The following is a 14743-nucleotide window of genomic DNA, read 5'->3' as shown; positions in this document are numbered from 1 at the left end:
TGCGGTGGCTCGGGGCGACGCGGTCGCCGGGCTACTTGGACGGGAACCCGAGCGCGGCGAGCGTGGTGCGCAGGTGGGCGCGCCCGCGCAGGGCGCCGGGGACGCGCAGGCGGTCGACGACGCGGTCGCGCCAGCCGCCGTCGAGCCCTTCCTCGCGGTAGAAGGGCGCGATGCGCTCCTCGTACGCCGCGACGTGCTCCTCCTGGCCGGCGGCGCGGTAGCGCTCGGCGTGCAGGACGGCGGCCTGCGGCAGCCGCGGCTTGACCCGTTCGCCGCCCGCGGGGTCGGGGTGCCCGACGACGAGCCCCACGACCGCGACGACGCCCTCGGGCAGGCCGAGCTCGGCCGCGACCTGGGCGGGGTGGTTGCGCAGCGCGCCGATGTACACGGTGCCCAGACCGAGCGACTCCGCCGCCACGACGGCGTTCTGCGCGGCGAGCGCGGCGTCGAGGAACGCGACGACCGTCGTCTCGAGGTAGTCGGTCGCCTCGAGCCGGACGCCCTCGCGCTCGCCGAGAGCGCGGGCCCGCGCGACGTCGGCGAGCCAGACGAGCAGCAGCGGCGCGGTGCGCACGTGCTCCTGGTCGCCCGCGAGCGCCGCGAGCCGCGCCTTGCGCACGGGGTCGGTGACGGCGACGACGCTCCAGAGCTGGAGGTTCGACGACGTCGGGGCGGACTGTGCGGCGGCGACGAGCGTCGGCACGACGTGGTGGGCCAGCGGGTCGGTGCGGTAGCGGCGCACCGTCCGGTGGCCCAGCTGCGTCGCGAGGACGGTCCCGGGACGGTCCGCGGCGGGCGCCAGGACCGCGGCCGCGCCGGGCGCGACGTCCTCGACCCCGGCGGGGTCGACGCCGTACCGCGCCGCGAGCGCGGCGCGGGCGCCGTCGGTGTCGCGGGACGGCGCGGGGAGCGTCCCGGGGTCCGCGGCCGGGGCCGGAGCGTCCCCGGCGGTGGGTGCGGGAGCGATCGTCATGAGGCGGTCCTCTCGGGGAGTGCAGCGAGGCGGGCGAGCGCGAACCGCTCGGCGGCGGTGCCGCCGTCGGGCAGGGCGCCGGGGGCGGTCGCGAGGTCGGCGAGCACGCGCCCGACGGCCGGGGCGAACTTGAAGCCGTGGCCGGAGAACCCGGCGCCGACGACGACCGGGCCGCGCCGGTCGAGCACGAAGTCGTGGTCCGGCGTCGTGGTGTACGTGCAGCTCACGGGGACGTACGCGTCGGGGTCGAGGCCGGGCAGCCAGGTGCGCACGTAGTCGCGCAGCGCGGCGAGCTGGCCCGGCTCCGGCCGGTAGGAGCGCCGGTCGGGGTCGACGACGGGGCCGACGCCGTGGAAGCCGACCTTGACGCCCTCGCCCGGGGTCGCGAGCCCGTAGACGCCGCTCGGCCACGCGGTGCCGGGACCGACGTCGTGCGTGAACGCGGGCCACCCCGCGGGCGACGTGCCGGGGGCGAGCGCGAAGTGGGCGGGCTGCTCCTGCGTGACGACGAGCGGGAGCTCCTGCCCGAGCAGGCCGCCCGCCGGGGAACCCAGCAGACCCGCGCTCCACGCCCCGACGGTCACGACGACGACCCGCGCGACGACGTCGGCGCCGTCGGTGACGACGCGCACGCCCTCGGGGACGCGCTCGACGTGCCGGACGGCGACCTCGTGCCGCACGTCGGCGCCCCGCGCGGCCGCGGCCCCCTGGAGGGCCGCGACGGCCCGGTCGGCGTGGAGCCGGCCGGCCGTCGCGACCTCGTGCAGCACCCGGCCCTCGAACCGCAGCCCCGGCCAGCGCTCGGCCGCGGCCGCGGGGTCGAGCCACTCGTGCTCGATCCCCCGGACCGCGAACGCGGCGCCGATCGCGTCGACGCGGCGCTCGGCCGCGCCGTCACGACGCCCGTGGCTCACGCCGCCGGTCACGTCGAGGAGCTCGGTCCCGGTCTCGTCCTCGACCTCGCGCCACTGGCGTAGCGCCTCCTGCGCGAGGTCGAGGTACTCGGGCTCGGCGTACGTCGTGCGGTAGATGCGCGACGTCCCGTGCGAGGCGCCGTGCGCGTGCCCGGGCGCGAAGCGCTCGAGCAGCACGACGTCGCGCCCACGCCGGGCGAGCTGCCACGCCGCGGCCGAGCCCATGACGCCGCCCCCGACCACGAGGTGGTCGACGTGCTGGGTGCTGGTGGTCATGCGCGGGTCACTCCGTCTTCGGCAGGCCGGGCGGGTTGGTCTGCGACTCCTCGACGGCCTCGGACTCCAGGCCCCACCGCTGGAGCACCTCGAGGTAGGTGCCGTCCTCGATGGCGTGGTTGATCGCGGCCGTGATGGCCGGGGCCGCCTCGTTGCCCTTCTTCGTGGCGACGGCGATCTGCGCCGTGTCGGGCCAGCCGCCGTTGAGCGTGCCCACGACCTTGAAGTCCTGCGGGGAGATCGCCGCCTGGTACGCGAGCGACGCGTTGGGGCCGACGTACGTCTCGATGCGCCCGGACTGGAGCGCGAGCAGGACGTCGGAGAACTGCTCGTAGTACTCGGGGCCCTGGATGGGCTCGAGGCCGTCCTCCTGGTTGAGGCGGTCCCACTCGAGCACGATCTTCTCCTGGTTCGTCCCGGAGCCGACGGCGACGACCTTGCCCGCGATGTCCTCGCGCTTCGTGATCGACGTGATGTCGGAGTCGGCGCCCACGAGCCAGCCGAGCTCGTCGTTCCGGTACGTGGAGAAGTCGATGGTCTCCTTGCGCTCCTCGGTCACCGTGACGTTGGAGATCACGGCGTCGACGTCGCCCGAGCCGAGCGCGAGCGGCCAGTCGGCCCAGGCCTTGACCTCGAGGCGCAGGTCCTTGCCGAGCGCGTCGGCGACGAGCTGCGCGATGTCGGTCTCGTTGCCGATGGGCGTCTCGTCGTCGTCGGCGAGGAAGCCGAGCGGCGGCGCCGCGCCCGCGGAGATCGCGACGACGAGCTCGTCCTTGTCCTTCCAGGCGTCCGGGAGGAGCGCGACGGCCTCGGCCGACTCGGTGGTGCGGATGCGGTCCTGGTCCGGGCTCGTGCTCACGTCGAGGGCGTCCGAGACGGACGTCGTGCTCTCGTCGGTCGCCGCGCCCTCGTCCGCGGCGGCCGGGGCGTCGGTGCTCACCCCGGAGCAGGCCGCGAGCGCCAGCAGGGGCACGACGGCGAGGGCGGCGAGCGCGCGGGGGGCGCGGGCGCGGGTGGTCGTTGCGGTCACGGGTGTCCTACCTCTCGGGTGGTGCGTCGGGATGACGCAGGGTGTGCGGGTGTGCGGGACGGCCGGGCGGCCGGTCGCGGGTCACGACGGTGGGCATTGGTGGAGTCGGTGGTTCAGAGGACCTTCTGGAGGAAGGCCCGGGTGCGGTCGTGGCGCGGGTGGTCGAGCACCTCGGCGGGCGTGCCCTGCTCCACGACGACGCCGTCGTCCATGAACACGACGGTGTCGGCGACCTCGCGGGCGAAGCCGATCTCGTGCGTGACGACGACGAGCGTCGTGCCGGTGCTCGCGACGTCCTTGATGACCTCGAGCACCTCCCCGACGAGCTCGGGGTCGAGCGCCGAGGTGGGCTCGTCGAACAGGAGCACCTTGGGCCGCAGCGCGAGCGCACGGGCGATGGCGACGCGCTGCTGCTGCCCGCCGGAGAGCTGGCGCGGCCGGGCGTCGGCCTTGTCCGCGAGCCCGACGCGCTCGAGCAGCGCGCGGGCCTCGGGCTCGACGTCCTCGCGGCGGCGGCGCTGCGCCGAGACCGGCGCCTCGACGACGTTCTCGAGCGCGGTGAGGTGCGGGAAGAGGTTGAAGCTCTGGAAGACGAAACCGATCTGGGTGCGCTGGCCGAGGATCTCGCGCTCCTTGAGCTCGCGCAGGGTGCTGCCCTTGCGGCGGTACCCGATGAGCTCGCCGTCGAGCGAGATGAACCCCTTGTCGACCTTCTCCAGGTGGTTGATCGCGCGCAGCAGCGTCGACTTCCCGGAGCCGGACGGGCCGAGCACGACCGTCACGGACCCGGGCGGCACGGTGAGCGACACGTCGCGCAGCACCTCGAGGGTGCCGAAGCTCTTGTGGACGCCGTGGATCTCGACGAGCCCGGCGGTCGCGACGTCGGCGCTCATGCCGCACCTCCCGACGTGCGCGCGGTGCGGGTCAGCACGCCCACCCGGGCGCGGGCCGCGTACGCGGGCGGGACGGCGTCGGGCACGGGGCGGCCGGAGAGCCGCGACGCCCAGACGAGCACGGTCCACCGCGCCTTCTGCAGCGGGGTCGGGGGCAGCGTGCGCACCGCGCCCTTCGCGTAGTGCCGCTCGACGTAGTACTGCACGACGGTGATGAGCGTCGTGAGCACGAGGTACCAGATCGACGCGACGATGAGCAGCGGCACGACGCGCCCGTTGCGGCCGTAGATGACGCTGACGATGTAGAACAGCTCGCCGTACGCCAGCACGTAGACGATCGACGTGCCCTTGAGGAGCCCGATCACCTCGTTGACGGCCGTCGGGATGATGGAGCGCATCGCCTGCGGCAGGATGATGCGGCTCACCTGGCGGCGCTTGGGGATGCCGAGCGACGCGGCGGCCTCCTGCTGCCCCTGGTCGACCGAGAGGATCCCGGCCCGCACGATCTCGGCCGAGTACGCGGCCTGCGAGAGCCCGAGCCCGAGGATCGCGGCCCAGAACTTGTCGATCACGGACAGCGTGTCGAAGTACAGGAACTCCGGCCCGAAGGGGATGCCGACGCTCAGGTACGGGTACAGGTAGGCGAGGTTGTACCAGAGCAACAGCTGCAGCAGCAGCGGCACGGACCGGAACACCCACGTGTACGTCCACGAGACCGACTGCAGGAGCGGCGAGCGCGACAGCCGCATGAGCGCGAGCACGGTGCCGAGCGCGAACCCGACGACCGACGCGACGAGCGTGAGCCGGATCGTCGCCCACGCGCCCTCGAGGATCGAGGGCCACGTGAGGTACTGCGCGACGACGCCCCACTCCCAGCGGTCGTTCGTCACGAGCGAGCTGACGACCATGGCGAGCAGCACGGCCACGCCGGCCGTCGCGGCCCAGCGGCCCGGGTGCCGGGCGGGGACGATGCGCAGGCTCTCGAGCGGCAGCGCGTCCTCGACACCGCCGCGCGGGTCGGCGGGATGCCGGCCCGGCGGCGGCGCGAGCTGCCGGGACTCGTCCTGCGGGAGCGACACGGTGCTCATGGCGCGACCTCCAACCACTTCTCGAAGGCGAGCGGGCCGATCTCCTCGGGATCGGTCCCGGTGTCGAACAGGGGCGTGTAGCCCGTCGCGAGGTACAGGCCGGCGGCCTCGGGCTGGCGCGGGCCCGTCGTGAGGTACACGCGCCGGTAGCCGCGCTCGACGGCCCGACGCTCGAGCTCGGCGAGCACGAGGCGCGCCAGCCCGCGGCGCCGGTGCGCCGAGTGCGTCCAGATCCGCTTGAGCTCGGCGGTGCGCACGGCGGGCGTCCCGTCGGCGCGGCGCGCGGCCGGCCGGGCGAGGCGCGCCGGGTCGCCGAGCTCCGGCTCGGTCCGACGGCGGAACGCGCCGCCCGCGACGGGCTCGCCGTCCTCCAGCACCAGCACGAGCTCGCCGTGCGGCGGCGCGAAGTCCTGCGCGGGGTAGTGCTCCATCTCGGCCCGGAGCTCCTCGGCGGTGAGCACGCGCTGGTACCGCGTCCAGTACTCGTGGGAGAGCTCGTCGAGGAGCGGCCGCACGAGCGGGTCGTGCATCGCGACGGACCGGACCTCGCGCGCCCCGCTCACCGTGGCGGGACGCGCAGCGACCGCGGTCACCGGGGTGCCCTCTCGCCCGCGGTGACGGCGAACGGCACGTGGTTGCCCTCGACCGGCGCCGGGCACGTGCCGAAGTCGCTGAACGCGTACGGCAGGTTGACGGCCCGGTTGAGGTCGAGGCGCACGCTCCCCGCGGTGCCGGGCTCCGCGTCGGCGTCCACGCGCAGGACGCGCCAGGGGGCGACGCCGTCCGCCTCGTCGCTGAAGAGCAGCGTCACCGCACCGCCCGGCGCGCCGGTGAGGGCGAGCGTCGCGCCGCGCCGGGCGCCGTCGCGCTCGACGACGAGGTCGACCTCGCCGACCGTGCGCACGTGGTGCACGAGGCCGGGCCGGGCGGCGCCGACGACGACGACGGGCCGCGGCGCGTCGTACCAGCGCACCGGCGCGTCGACGACCCAGGCGGGGTCGTAGGCGAACGTCGGGACGCCGTCGAACGCCGTCCGGGCCGGGGCGAGCGGGTCGCGTACGCGGACGGCGTAGCGGCCCGTGCGGCGCACGACCTCCACCGCGACCTCGCGCGTCTCGCCCCCGTCCGCCGGGTCGCCCGCGTCCCGGTCGTGCGGCAGGAACGTGCCGGCGACCGTCGACCCGCCCTCCGCGACGACGACGGTCCCGACGGCGCCGCCCGTCGTCGTCCGGACGGCGCCGCCCGCGTTCGCGCGGTGGTGCGCGCCGTCGGCGTCGGCCCACCAGAGCCCGGGGACACCCGGGAGGGCGGCGGGCTCGGCCGGGAGCGCGTGGTACGCGACGAGGCTCAGCCAGCCGTGCGGCGGGCGCAGCCCGTCCTCGCGCTCGGCGTGCCAGGCGGCCCACGCCGCCGCGTCGGGCGACGCGGACGCGACGGGGTCGGCGGGTGCGGTGGCCACGGCGCCCGTGGCGGTCGGCGTGCTCGTGCTCATGGGTCCTCCGAGGTCGGTGCGGGTGGTCGGTGCGGTGGTCGCCGCGGTGCCGGCGGCGGTCAGCCGACGAGCTCGGCGGGGTGCGCCGTCGTGGGCTCGCCGTCGCCTCGCGTCGTGCCGGGGCGGGCGAGGCCGAGGTGCTCGCGCAGGGTCGTGCCCGCGTACTCCGTGCGGAACGAGCCGCGCTCCTGGAGCAGCGGGACGACCTGGTCGAAGACGTCGTCGAGCCCGCCCGGCGTGAGGTGGGGCACGAGGATGAAGCCGTCGGAGGCGTCCTCCTGCACGTGGCGGTCGATGTCGTCCGCGACCTGCTGCGGCGTGCCGACGAACCCGCCGCGCGACGTCACCTGGATGACGAGCTCGCGGATCGACCACCCGTTCGCCTCGGCCTGCTCGCGCCACGCCGCGGCGACCGCCGCCGGGTCCTTCGCGTGCCGCACCCGGCCGCGCGTGATCGACAGGTTCTCGGTGTCGGGGTCGACGTCGGGCAGCGGGCCCTCGGGGTCGTACGCCTCGAGGTCGCGGCCCCAGACCTGCTCGAGGAACGCGATCGCCGTCGGGCCCGACACCTGCTGGAGCCGGATCTCCCGGGCGCGCTCCTCCGCCTCGGCGGGCGTGTCGCCCAGCACGACGACGGTCGCGGGCAGGATCTTCAGGGAGTCGCGCTCGCGCCCGTGCGCCGCGAGCCGCCCCTTGACGTCCTCGTAGAACGCGCGCCCGGCGTCGAACGTCGAGTGCGCGGAGAACACGACGTCGGCGGTCGCGGCGGCGAACTCGCGCCCGTCGGCCGAGTCGCCCGCCTGGAACAGGACGGGGTGGCCCTGCGGGCCGCGCGGCGTCTCGAACAGCCCGACGACGTCCGCGTACGTCCCGTGGTGCGCGACCGGCCGCACCGCCCCGGGCCGCAGGAACTCGCCCGCGATCCGGTCGGCCAGCACCGCGTCGTCGTCCCACGAGTCCCACAGGGCGCGCGCGACCTCGACGACCTCGGCCGCCCGCGCGTACCGCTCGGGGTAAAGCAGGTACCCGCCGCGGCGGAAGTTGGCGCCCGTGAAGGCGTCGGGGCTCGTCACGAGGTTCCACGCCGCGCGGCCCTCGGAGAGCAGGTCGAGCGTCGCGAACTGCTTCGCGAGCTCCCACGGCTCGTTGAACGTCGTGTTGATCGTGCCCGCGAGGCCGAGCCGCTCGGTGACGGCGGCGAGCGCGGCGAGGACGGGCAGCGTGTCGGGGCGGCCGACGACGTCGAGGTCGTGGATGCGGCCCTTGTGCTCGCGCAGGCGCAGGCCCTCGGCGAGGAAGAAGAAGTCGAGCCTCGCCTCCTCGGCGCGGCGCGCGAGGTGCTCGAACGACGCGAAGTCGATCTGGCTGCGCGAGCGGGGGTCGCTCCACACGGTGGTGTTGTTGACGCCTGGGAAGTGGGCGCCGAGGTGGATCTGCTTGCGGGGTCGGGTGCTCATGTCGTTCCGTCCGGGCTCAGGCGATCGCCGCGTAGCGGTTCGCGGGGTGCGGGAGGCCGAGCGTGTCGCGCAGCGTCGTGCCCGGGTACGCGGTGCGGAACAGCCCCACGCCCTGGAGCAGCGGCACGACCCCGTCGACGATCGCGTCGAGGTCCGTGCTCAGCGACGACGGCCGCAGCAGGAAGCCGTCGGCGGCACCGGCGTGCGCCCACTCCTCGACCGTCGCCGCGAGGTCGCGCGCCGTGCCGACGTGCGTCAGCGAGTCGGTGTCCCACGAGACGCCCTCGAGGTCCTCGAGCAGGTCGAGGCGCGCCTGGGCGCTCGCCCGCGTGTCCCCGACGACGACGTACGCGTCCACGAGGACCCGCAGCCCGTCGGGGTCGCGCCCGGCATCGGCGGCGGCGTCGCGCACCTGCGCCCGCAGCGCGACCGCCTCGTCCCGCGTCGCCGCGCGGACCCGCACGACGTCGGCCCGCCGGGCCGCGAGGTCGAGCGACGCCGGCGCGCTCGCCCGGACGACGACGGGCGGCTGGCCCTGCGGCGGGCGCGGCGTGATCGACGGTCCCTTGACGGCGAACCGGATGCCCTCGTGGTCGACGTAGTGCAGCTTCTCGCGGTCCACGAACCGGCCCGTCGCGACGTCGCGGATCTCGGCGTCGTCCTCCCACGAGTCCCAGAGCCGCGTGACGACCTCGACCGCCTCGTCGGCCTCGGCGACGGCGTCGGGCTCGTCCTGGGCGCCCTTGCGCCCGAAGGCCGCGGCCTCGGCCGGGGTCGTGGACCACCCGACCTGCCATCCCGCGCGCCCGGAGCTCACGTGGTCGATCGTCGCGACCGCCTTGGAGACGTGGAACGGCTCGGTGTGCGTGGTGGTGACGGTCGGGACGAGGCCGATGCCCGCGCTGCGCGGCGCGAGCCGGGACGCGACGAGCGCGGCGTCGAGCCGGCCGCGCACGGACCCGTTGCGGCCCGGCTGGAGGGTGAACGCGTCGTCGAGCGTGACGAGGTCGAGCAGGCCGCGCTGGGCCGTGGCCACGAGCTCGACGAGGCGCTTGGCGTCGAACAGGCGCTGGGCCTGGGAGCCCACGGTCCGCCAGGCGGCGGGGTGCGCACCGGCGTCGGTGAGGTCGACGCCCAGGTGGACGGTGCGGGCGGGGCGGGGGTCGGGCATCGCGAGGATCCGTTCTGGGACAGGCGCCGGCGGCGCGCTCAGGGCGCGGCGGGGTGCCGGGGGTGGGCAGGGTCGTCCCGCCGCGGGACGGCAGGGCGGGGCCGGGGAGGCCGGAGGGAGGCCCGTCAGGGCGTGCGCGCGGGAGCGCGCGGCGTCAGGAGCGGGGCGTCGTCAGCGACAACAGGTGACGCGCACGGGGGCGCCGACCGGACAGGGGACGACGGCCGCACCGCGGACCGGACAGGGGCACGTCGGCGCGTGCGGGGTGCTCACCGCGGTGCTCGACTCTCGCCGGTCCATCGTCCGTCTCCTTCGTGCCCGTCTCCGGGCGCCGCGTGTTGCCCCGCACCGCGCAGGTCGCGCGACGCGGGACCTGGTCCTCACCCGGGGCACCCCGCCGCGCGGGAGGGTTGCCGTCCGACGAGCCGGGGCTTCGCGTCGGAGCTCATGACCATGTCCTGTGCCGGGGTCCGTGGACCTCGGTTGCCGGGAACCTACGAGCGGTCGGAGAGGGTGTCAACGCACCGCCGGGACCTTCCCACATACTGGACTCGATCGGTCAACTTTGAGCAGCAGAGGCCCTCGTTTGCACCGAGTGCATCGATGCACCTAGTGTCAAGAGGTGTCTCTCCTCCCCGGACCCGAGCGCCCGACCGCGCCCGCGACGGACGCCGTGACCCCGGACGCGCCGAGCGCGGACGTCCCCGGCCCGGACGCCGCGGCTCCGGACCGTCGCGCGGCCCTGCGCGCACGCCACCGCCGTGCGATCGTCGCCGCCGCCGCGACGCTCATGGAGGAGAAGGGCGGCGCGCGCTTCACCGTCGACGAGCTCGCGGCCCGGGCCGACGTCGCGCGCCGCACGATCTTCAACCACTTCGCGTCGCTCGACGACGTCGTGGTCGAGGTCTGCGAGGACGTGCTGGGCTCGGTCGTCGAGACGCTCGGGGCGAGCGCGGCCGAGCCGGGCACCGACCGCCCCACGCCCCTCGACGACGTCACCGCGGCGCTGCGCGGCACGGACCTCGTCGGCCCCATGGCCTACCTCACGCGCGCCCTCGGCGGTACCGCGACCGAGCCCACGCCGCGCGTCACGACGATGGTCGTGCGCACCTTCACCCACCTCGCCGAGCGCCTCGTCGCGGCGACCACGCGCCGGCACCCGGACGTCGACCCGCTCGAGATCGAGATGCTCGTGGGCGCGCTCATGGCCGGGGTCCTCGTCATCCAGCGGCGCTGGTGGGCCGAGACCGGCGCCGCCGACGACGACGCGTCGCGCGCGGTGTGGTCCGGCCTGCTCGACCGCCTCGTCGAACGGATCCGCGCCGGCTGGGCGGACCCCGTCTGACACGACCCGCACCCTCCCCGCCCTGTCCCGCCTCGCGACCACCTCTCCCGCAGCACCGCACCCGCCACCCCGGGCACACCCGCCGGACCCGGACCGGACTCCCACCGAAGGATCCTCATGGCTGAACTCCTCTACCGCCTCGGCCGCGCGTGCGCGCGCCGCGCGCGGACCGTCCTCGCCGCGTGGCTCGCGGTGCTCGTGCTCGCCGGGGCGGCGTTCGTCGCGTTCGGCGGCACGCTCGCCAGCAGCTTCTCGATCCCCGGCACCCCCACCGCGGACGTCACCGAGCGGCTCCAGACCGCGCTGCCCGAGGCGTCGGGCGGGAGCGGCACGATCGTCCTCGCGACGGAGGACGGCGCGCCGTTCACGCCCGAGCAGGAGGCGGCGATCGCGGACCGCTTCGCCGCGGCGGAGGAGGTCGACGGCGTCGCGTCGGTCGTCGACCCGTTCGCGACGCAGGAGGAGCTCGCCGACCAGCGGAAGCAGATCGACGACGGCCGCACCCAGATCGCCGCGGGACGCGAGCAGATCGAGGACGGCCGCGCGCAGCTCGCCGCCGCGCAGGAGCAGGTCGACGCCGCGCGCGCCCAGCTCGACGCGGGCCAGGCCGAGCTCGACGCCGCACGTGCCCAGGCGGAGGCCGCGGGCGCGCTGGAGCAGGCGGCGCCGCAGCTCGACGCGCAGCAGGCCGAGATCGACGCGGGCCGCGCCACGCTCGAGTCGCAGGCCACGACGCTCGACCAGCAGGTCACCGCGCTGGAGGACCAGAGCGCGACGCTCGAGGAGCAGTCCGCGCAGCTCGAGCTCTCCGCTCCCCTGCTCGACATGGCGTCCGACATCCGCCTCGTGTCCACGGACGGGAGCGCGGCGGTCGCGAACGTGACGTTCACCGAGCCGAACATGAGCATCGACCAGCAGACGAAGGACGACCTCGTGGCCGTCTTCGCCGACGACCCGGTCGACGGCGTCCAGACCGACTTCTCGTCCGACATCGCCCAGGGCGTGCCGCAGGTGTTCGGCGTGGGCGAGGCCGTCGGCCTGGTCGTCGCGGCGATCGTGCTCGTCGTCATGCTCGGGACGCTCGTGGGCGCCGGCCTGCCGATCCTCACGGCACTCATCGGGGTCGGGATCGGCGCGCTCGCCGCGATGTCGCTGTCCGGGGTCGTGGAGATGTCGTCGGTGACGCCGGTGCTCGGCCTCATGCTGGGGCTCGCCGTCGGGATCGACTACTCGCTGTTCATCGTCAACCGGCACCGGCGCCAGCTCAAGCAGGGCGACGAGCTGCACGAGTCGATCGCGCTCGCGAACGGCACGTCGGGCAACGCGGTCGTGTTCGCCGGGGCGACGGTGCTCATCGCGCTGCTCGCGCTCAACGTCACCGGCATCCCGTTCCTCGGCCTCATGGGCACGGTCGGTGCGCTGTGCGTCGCGATCGCCGTGCTCATCGCCGTCACGCTCACGCCGGCCCTGCTCGGCATGATCGGCCCGCGGATCCTCAGCCGCCGCGAGCGCGCCGCGCTCGCCGGGCCCGCCGCGTCGACGGGCGCCTCGACGGGCGCGTCGGCCGGGACCGCGTCGTCGGAGCCGGGCGCCGCGGGCGGCCTGCCCGCCGCGGAGCCCGTGCGCCCCATGTCGACCGTCCGCGCGGTGGGGACGGCCCTGCTCTCCGTCGTCGCGCTCGGCGTGATCGCCCTGCCCGCGCTCGACCTGCGGACCAACCTGCCCGACGGCTCGTCCGAGGCGCACGACTCCACGCAGTACCGCGCGTACTCGACCGTCGCCGAGGAGTTCGGCGAGGGCACGAACGGGCCGCTGCTCGTCGTCGCCGACCTGCCGGGCGAGCCCACCGAGGCCGAGGCGCTCGAGTACCAGGTCGGCGTGGCCGAGGAGCTGTTCGCGCAGGACGACGTCGTGGCGGTCGCCCCGATCGGGACGTCCGAGGACCGCACGGTCGCGGCGTTCCAGGTGATCCCGGCCGAGGGTCCGACGAGCGAGTCCACCGAGGAGCTCGTGCACGCGCTGCGCGCCCTCGAGCCGCTCGACGGCGAGGTCACGCTCGGCGTCGCGGGCTCGGCCAGCGGCAACATCGACATCTCGGAGAAGCTCGCGCAGGCCCTGCCGATCTACCTCGCGGTCGTCGTCGGGCTGTCGCTCGTCATCCTCGTGCTCGTGTTCCGGTCGATCTTCGTGCCGGTCGTCGCGACGCTCGGGTTCATCCTGTCGTACTTCGCCGCGCTCGGCGGGGTCGTCGCGATCTACCAGTGGGGCTGGCTCGCGGGGGTGTTCGGCGTCGAGACGCCGGGCCCGATCCTCAACTTCCTGCCCACTATCCTCGTCGGCATCCTGTTCGGCCTCGCGATGGACTACCAGCTCTTCCTCGGCTCGGGGATGCGCGAGGCGTACGCGCACGGCGCCCCCGCGCGCGTCGCGATCGTGCAGGGCGTCCGCGCGGGCCGGGCCGTGGTGACGGCCGCGGCGATCATCATGATCTCCGTCTTCGGCGGGTTCGTCTTCTCGCACAGCGCGATGATCCGGCCCATCGGGTTCGCGCTCGCGTTCGGTGTGCTGGTCGACGCGTTCGTCGTGCGGATGCTGCTCGTCCCGGCGCTCATGCACCTCGTGGGCGACAAGGCGTGGTGGCTCCCCCGCTGGCTCGACCGCATCCTGCCCGACGTCGACGTGGAGGGCGCCGCGCTCGAGCGCCGGCACCCGCACCACCTCGACGGGTCGACCGACCCGGCGGCTCAGGGCGTCGCGCCCGACGACGGCACCGAGCCGGGCACGACCGGCCCGGACGCGACCGAGCCGGAGACCGCGCGCGGCTGAGGCCGCGGAGCCCCGCACCGGACCCGGTGCCACCGGTCGACGAGCGAGCCCGCTCGTCGGCCGGTGGTGCCGGGTCCGTCGTCGTCAGGGGCGGGGCACGTGCACCGTCGCGACGATCGCGCGGTGGTCGCTGCCCACGACGTGCAGGGAGCCGACGTCGGTCACGACGTTCTCACGGTCGGTCACCACGTGGTCGAGGTTGAGCACCGGCGGCACGACGCCGGGGCGCGGCGACCACGACAGGTCGAGCCCGCCGCCCGAGGCGCGCGACGCGTCGTGGAACCGGTCGCCCAGCAGCCGGCGGAACGTCGCGTGGTCGTGGGTGGAGTTGAAGTCGCCGACGAGCACCTGGGGCAGCGGGTCGCCGTGCGCGCGCTCGGCGAGCGCGTCCGTCTCCTCGTGCCAGATGTCCACGTACTCCGGGATCGGCGGGATCGGGTGCACCGCGGTGACCCGCACCGGGACGCCGTCGACCTCCACCGTCGCCGACGGCATCGCGTCGTTCGAGAACGGCTCGACGTCCACGTCGCGGAGCGGCAGCGCGCTCCACAGCCCGCTGCCCATGGCGCCGCGCCCGACCTTGCCGTCGGCGCTGTACGGCAGCACGTCCTCGATCCCCGCCGCGACGAGCCGCTCGCGCAGGTCCGTCGTGAGCTCCAGCACGGCGAGCACCTGCACGTCCTCGGTGCGGACGAGGTCGACGAGCGCCTCCGCGTCCGCCGCGCCGTACCAGGTGTTGGCACCCATGACGCGCAGCGTCACCGCGTCGTCGGGCGGCGCGGGGCCGGGCACGAACGCGGGCACGAGCCACACCGCCTGCACGGTGACGCAGACGGCGAGCAGCGCCGCGAGCAGCCACCGGCGCGCGAGCAGCGTGAGCACGAGCCCGACGGCGGCGCCCAGGGCGACGAACGGCGTGAACCCGACGAGCTGCGCGACGGGCGTCCACGCGTCGTCGGGCAGCATGCGCACGAGCGTGAGGAGGAGCACCGCGACGACGCCCGTGGCGAGGACGACCGTGAGGGGTCGGCCGCCCGGTCGGCGCCGCGTCGTGACGCGCGCGGGCGGGAGGCGCGTGGTGGCCGAGGTCATGCCCGGACTCTCGCAGCGCCGCCCCGCCGCCGCGACCCGCCCCACCGGCCCGCCCGGTGATCTCCACCGAACCCGCCCACCCGCCCGTCCCCTCCGTCCACCGAGCACGAGGTTGCCGTCGTTCCGGGGTCCGTCCCGACGCCAACCTCGTGCTCGACCGAGGGCTGGACCGGGACCGGACGACGA

General features: G+C 75.4%; 12 protein-coding genes and 1 riboswitch. Of the genes, 2 read left to right on the top strand and 10 right to left on the bottom strand.

Going from position 1 to position 14743, the window contains the following annotated elements; all coding sequences use genetic code 11:
• Positions 1-31 precede the first annotated feature (31 nt).
• From E1O70_RS08205 to E1O70_RS08165, 9 genes are all read right to left on the bottom strand, one after another.
• Positions 32-973 carry an NADPH-dependent oxidoreductase gene (locus E1O70_RS08205; RefSeq protein ID WP_082774609.1) on the bottom strand — a complete coding sequence of 314 codons (942 nt, stop codon included), beginning with the start codon at positions 971-973 and terminating at the stop codon, positions 32-34.
• Positions 970-2163 carry an FAD-dependent oxidoreductase gene (locus E1O70_RS08200; protein ID WP_061268343.1) on the bottom strand — a complete coding sequence of 398 codons (1194 nt, stop codon included), beginning with the start codon at positions 2161-2163 and terminating at the stop codon, positions 970-972. Before E1O70_RS08200 ends, E1O70_RS08205 begins: the two co-directional genes overlap by 4 nt.
• A gap of 7 nt (positions 2164-2170) precedes the next feature.
• Entirely contained in the window at positions 2171-3193 is a 1023-nt protein-coding gene (locus E1O70_RS08195; protein WP_043657600.1) for an ABC transporter substrate-binding protein, read from the bottom strand.
• A 113-nt stretch (positions 3194-3306) separates the two neighbouring features.
• Positions 3307-4086 (bottom strand): amino acid ABC transporter ATP-binding protein, encoded by a 780-nt coding sequence (locus E1O70_RS08190; protein WP_021482208.1) that lies wholly within the window; start codon positions 4084-4086, stop codon positions 3307-3309.
• Complete coding sequence (locus tag E1O70_RS08185) at positions 4083-5174, bottom strand: amino acid ABC transporter permease (RefSeq protein ID WP_061268344.1); 1092 nt, start codon at positions 5172-5174, stop codon at positions 4083-4085. Before E1O70_RS08185 ends, E1O70_RS08190 begins: the two co-directional genes overlap by 4 nt.
• Complete coding sequence (locus tag E1O70_RS08180) at positions 5171-5767, bottom strand: GNAT family N-acetyltransferase (RefSeq protein WP_240696641.1); 597 nt, start codon at positions 5765-5767, stop codon at positions 5171-5173. The genes E1O70_RS08185 and E1O70_RS08180 overlap by 4 nt, the downstream gene beginning before the upstream one ends.
• A complete protein-coding gene (locus E1O70_RS08175) occupies positions 5764-6666 on the bottom strand; it encodes a DUF1684 domain-containing protein (protein ID WP_061268345.1) in 903 nt (300 codons plus the stop codon). The genes E1O70_RS08180 and E1O70_RS08175 overlap by 4 nt, the downstream gene beginning before the upstream one ends.
• 59 nt (positions 6667-6725) lie before the next feature.
• The gene (locus E1O70_RS08170; RefSeq protein ID WP_061268346.1) at positions 6726-8123 is read right to left on the bottom strand and encodes an NtaA/DmoA family FMN-dependent monooxygenase; all 1398 of its coding nucleotides are present in this window, start codon (positions 8121-8123) and stop codon (positions 6726-6728) included.
• 16 nt (positions 8124-8139) lie between these two features.
• Positions 8140-9294 carry an LLM class flavin-dependent oxidoreductase gene (locus E1O70_RS08165; protein WP_061268347.1) on the bottom strand — a complete coding sequence of 385 codons (1155 nt, stop codon included), beginning with the start codon at positions 9292-9294 and terminating at the stop codon, positions 8140-8142.
• Between the two features lie 345 nt (positions 9295-9639).
• Positions 9640-9747: riboswitch (SAM riboswitch) on the bottom strand.
• Between the two features lie 169 nt (positions 9748-9916).
• Between E1O70_RS08165 and E1O70_RS08160 the strand changes: the two genes are divergently transcribed.
• Entirely contained in the window at positions 9917-10639 is a 723-nt protein-coding gene (locus tag E1O70_RS08160; RefSeq protein WP_240696640.1) for a TetR/AcrR family transcriptional regulator, read from the top strand.
• Between the two features lie 117 nt (positions 10640-10756).
• Positions 10757-13465 carry an MMPL family transporter gene (locus E1O70_RS08155; protein ID WP_061268348.1) on the top strand — a complete coding sequence of 903 codons (2709 nt, stop codon included), beginning with the start codon at positions 10757-10759 and terminating at the stop codon, positions 13463-13465.
• Positions 13466-13549: 84 nt separating this feature from the next.
• On the opposite strand, the gene E1O70_RS08150 is transcribed toward E1O70_RS08155, so the two are convergent.
• Entirely contained in the window at positions 13550-14557 is a 1008-nt protein-coding gene (locus E1O70_RS08150; RefSeq protein ID WP_061268349.1) for an endonuclease/exonuclease/phosphatase family protein, read from the bottom strand.
• Positions 14558-14743 lie beyond the last annotated feature (186 nt).

Origin of the sequence: Cellulosimicrobium funkei, from assembly GCF_004519295.1 — a bacterium.
Taxonomy (GTDB): Bacteria; Actinomycetota; Actinomycetes; order Actinomycetales; family Cellulomonadaceae; genus Cellulosimicrobium; species Cellulosimicrobium funkei.
The sequence above is the reverse complement of the archived record's forward strand: the minus strand, read 5'-3'. Positions and strand labels throughout refer to the sequence as shown.

Excerpts from the sequence above, each read along its gene's own strand:
- E1O70_RS08205 (WP_082774609.1), bottom strand. The coding sequence starts at position 973 with ATGACGATCGCTCCCGCACCCACCGCCGGGGACGCTCCGGCCCCGGCC.
- E1O70_RS08150 (WP_061268349.1), bottom strand. The coding sequence starts at position 14,557 with ATGACCTCGGCCACCACGCGCCTCCCGCCCGCGCGCGTCACGACGCGG.
- E1O70_RS08190 (WP_021482208.1), bottom strand. The coding sequence starts at position 4,086 with ATGAGCGCCGACGTCGCGACCGCCGGGCTCGTCGAGATCCACGGCGTC.
- E1O70_RS08175 (WP_061268345.1), bottom strand. The coding sequence starts at position 6,666 with ATGAGCACGAGCACGCCGACCGCCACGGGCGCCGTGGCCACCGCACCC.
- E1O70_RS08155 (WP_061268348.1), top strand. The coding sequence starts at position 10,757 with ATGGCTGAACTCCTCTACCGCCTCGGCCGCGCGTGCGCGCGCCGCGCG.
- E1O70_RS08170 (WP_061268346.1), bottom strand. The coding sequence starts at position 8,123 with ATGAGCACCCGACCCCGCAAGCAGATCCACCTCGGCGCCCACTTCCCA.
- E1O70_RS08200 (WP_061268343.1), bottom strand. The coding sequence starts at position 2,163 with ATGACCACCAGCACCCAGCACGTCGACCACCTCGTGGTCGGGGGCGGC.
- E1O70_RS08165 (WP_061268347.1), bottom strand. The coding sequence starts at position 9,294 with ATGCCCGACCCCCGCCCCGCCCGCACCGTCCACCTGGGCGTCGACCTC.
- E1O70_RS08185 (WP_061268344.1), bottom strand. The coding sequence starts at position 5,174 with ATGAGCACCGTGTCGCTCCCGCAGGACGAGTCCCGGCAGCTCGCGCCG.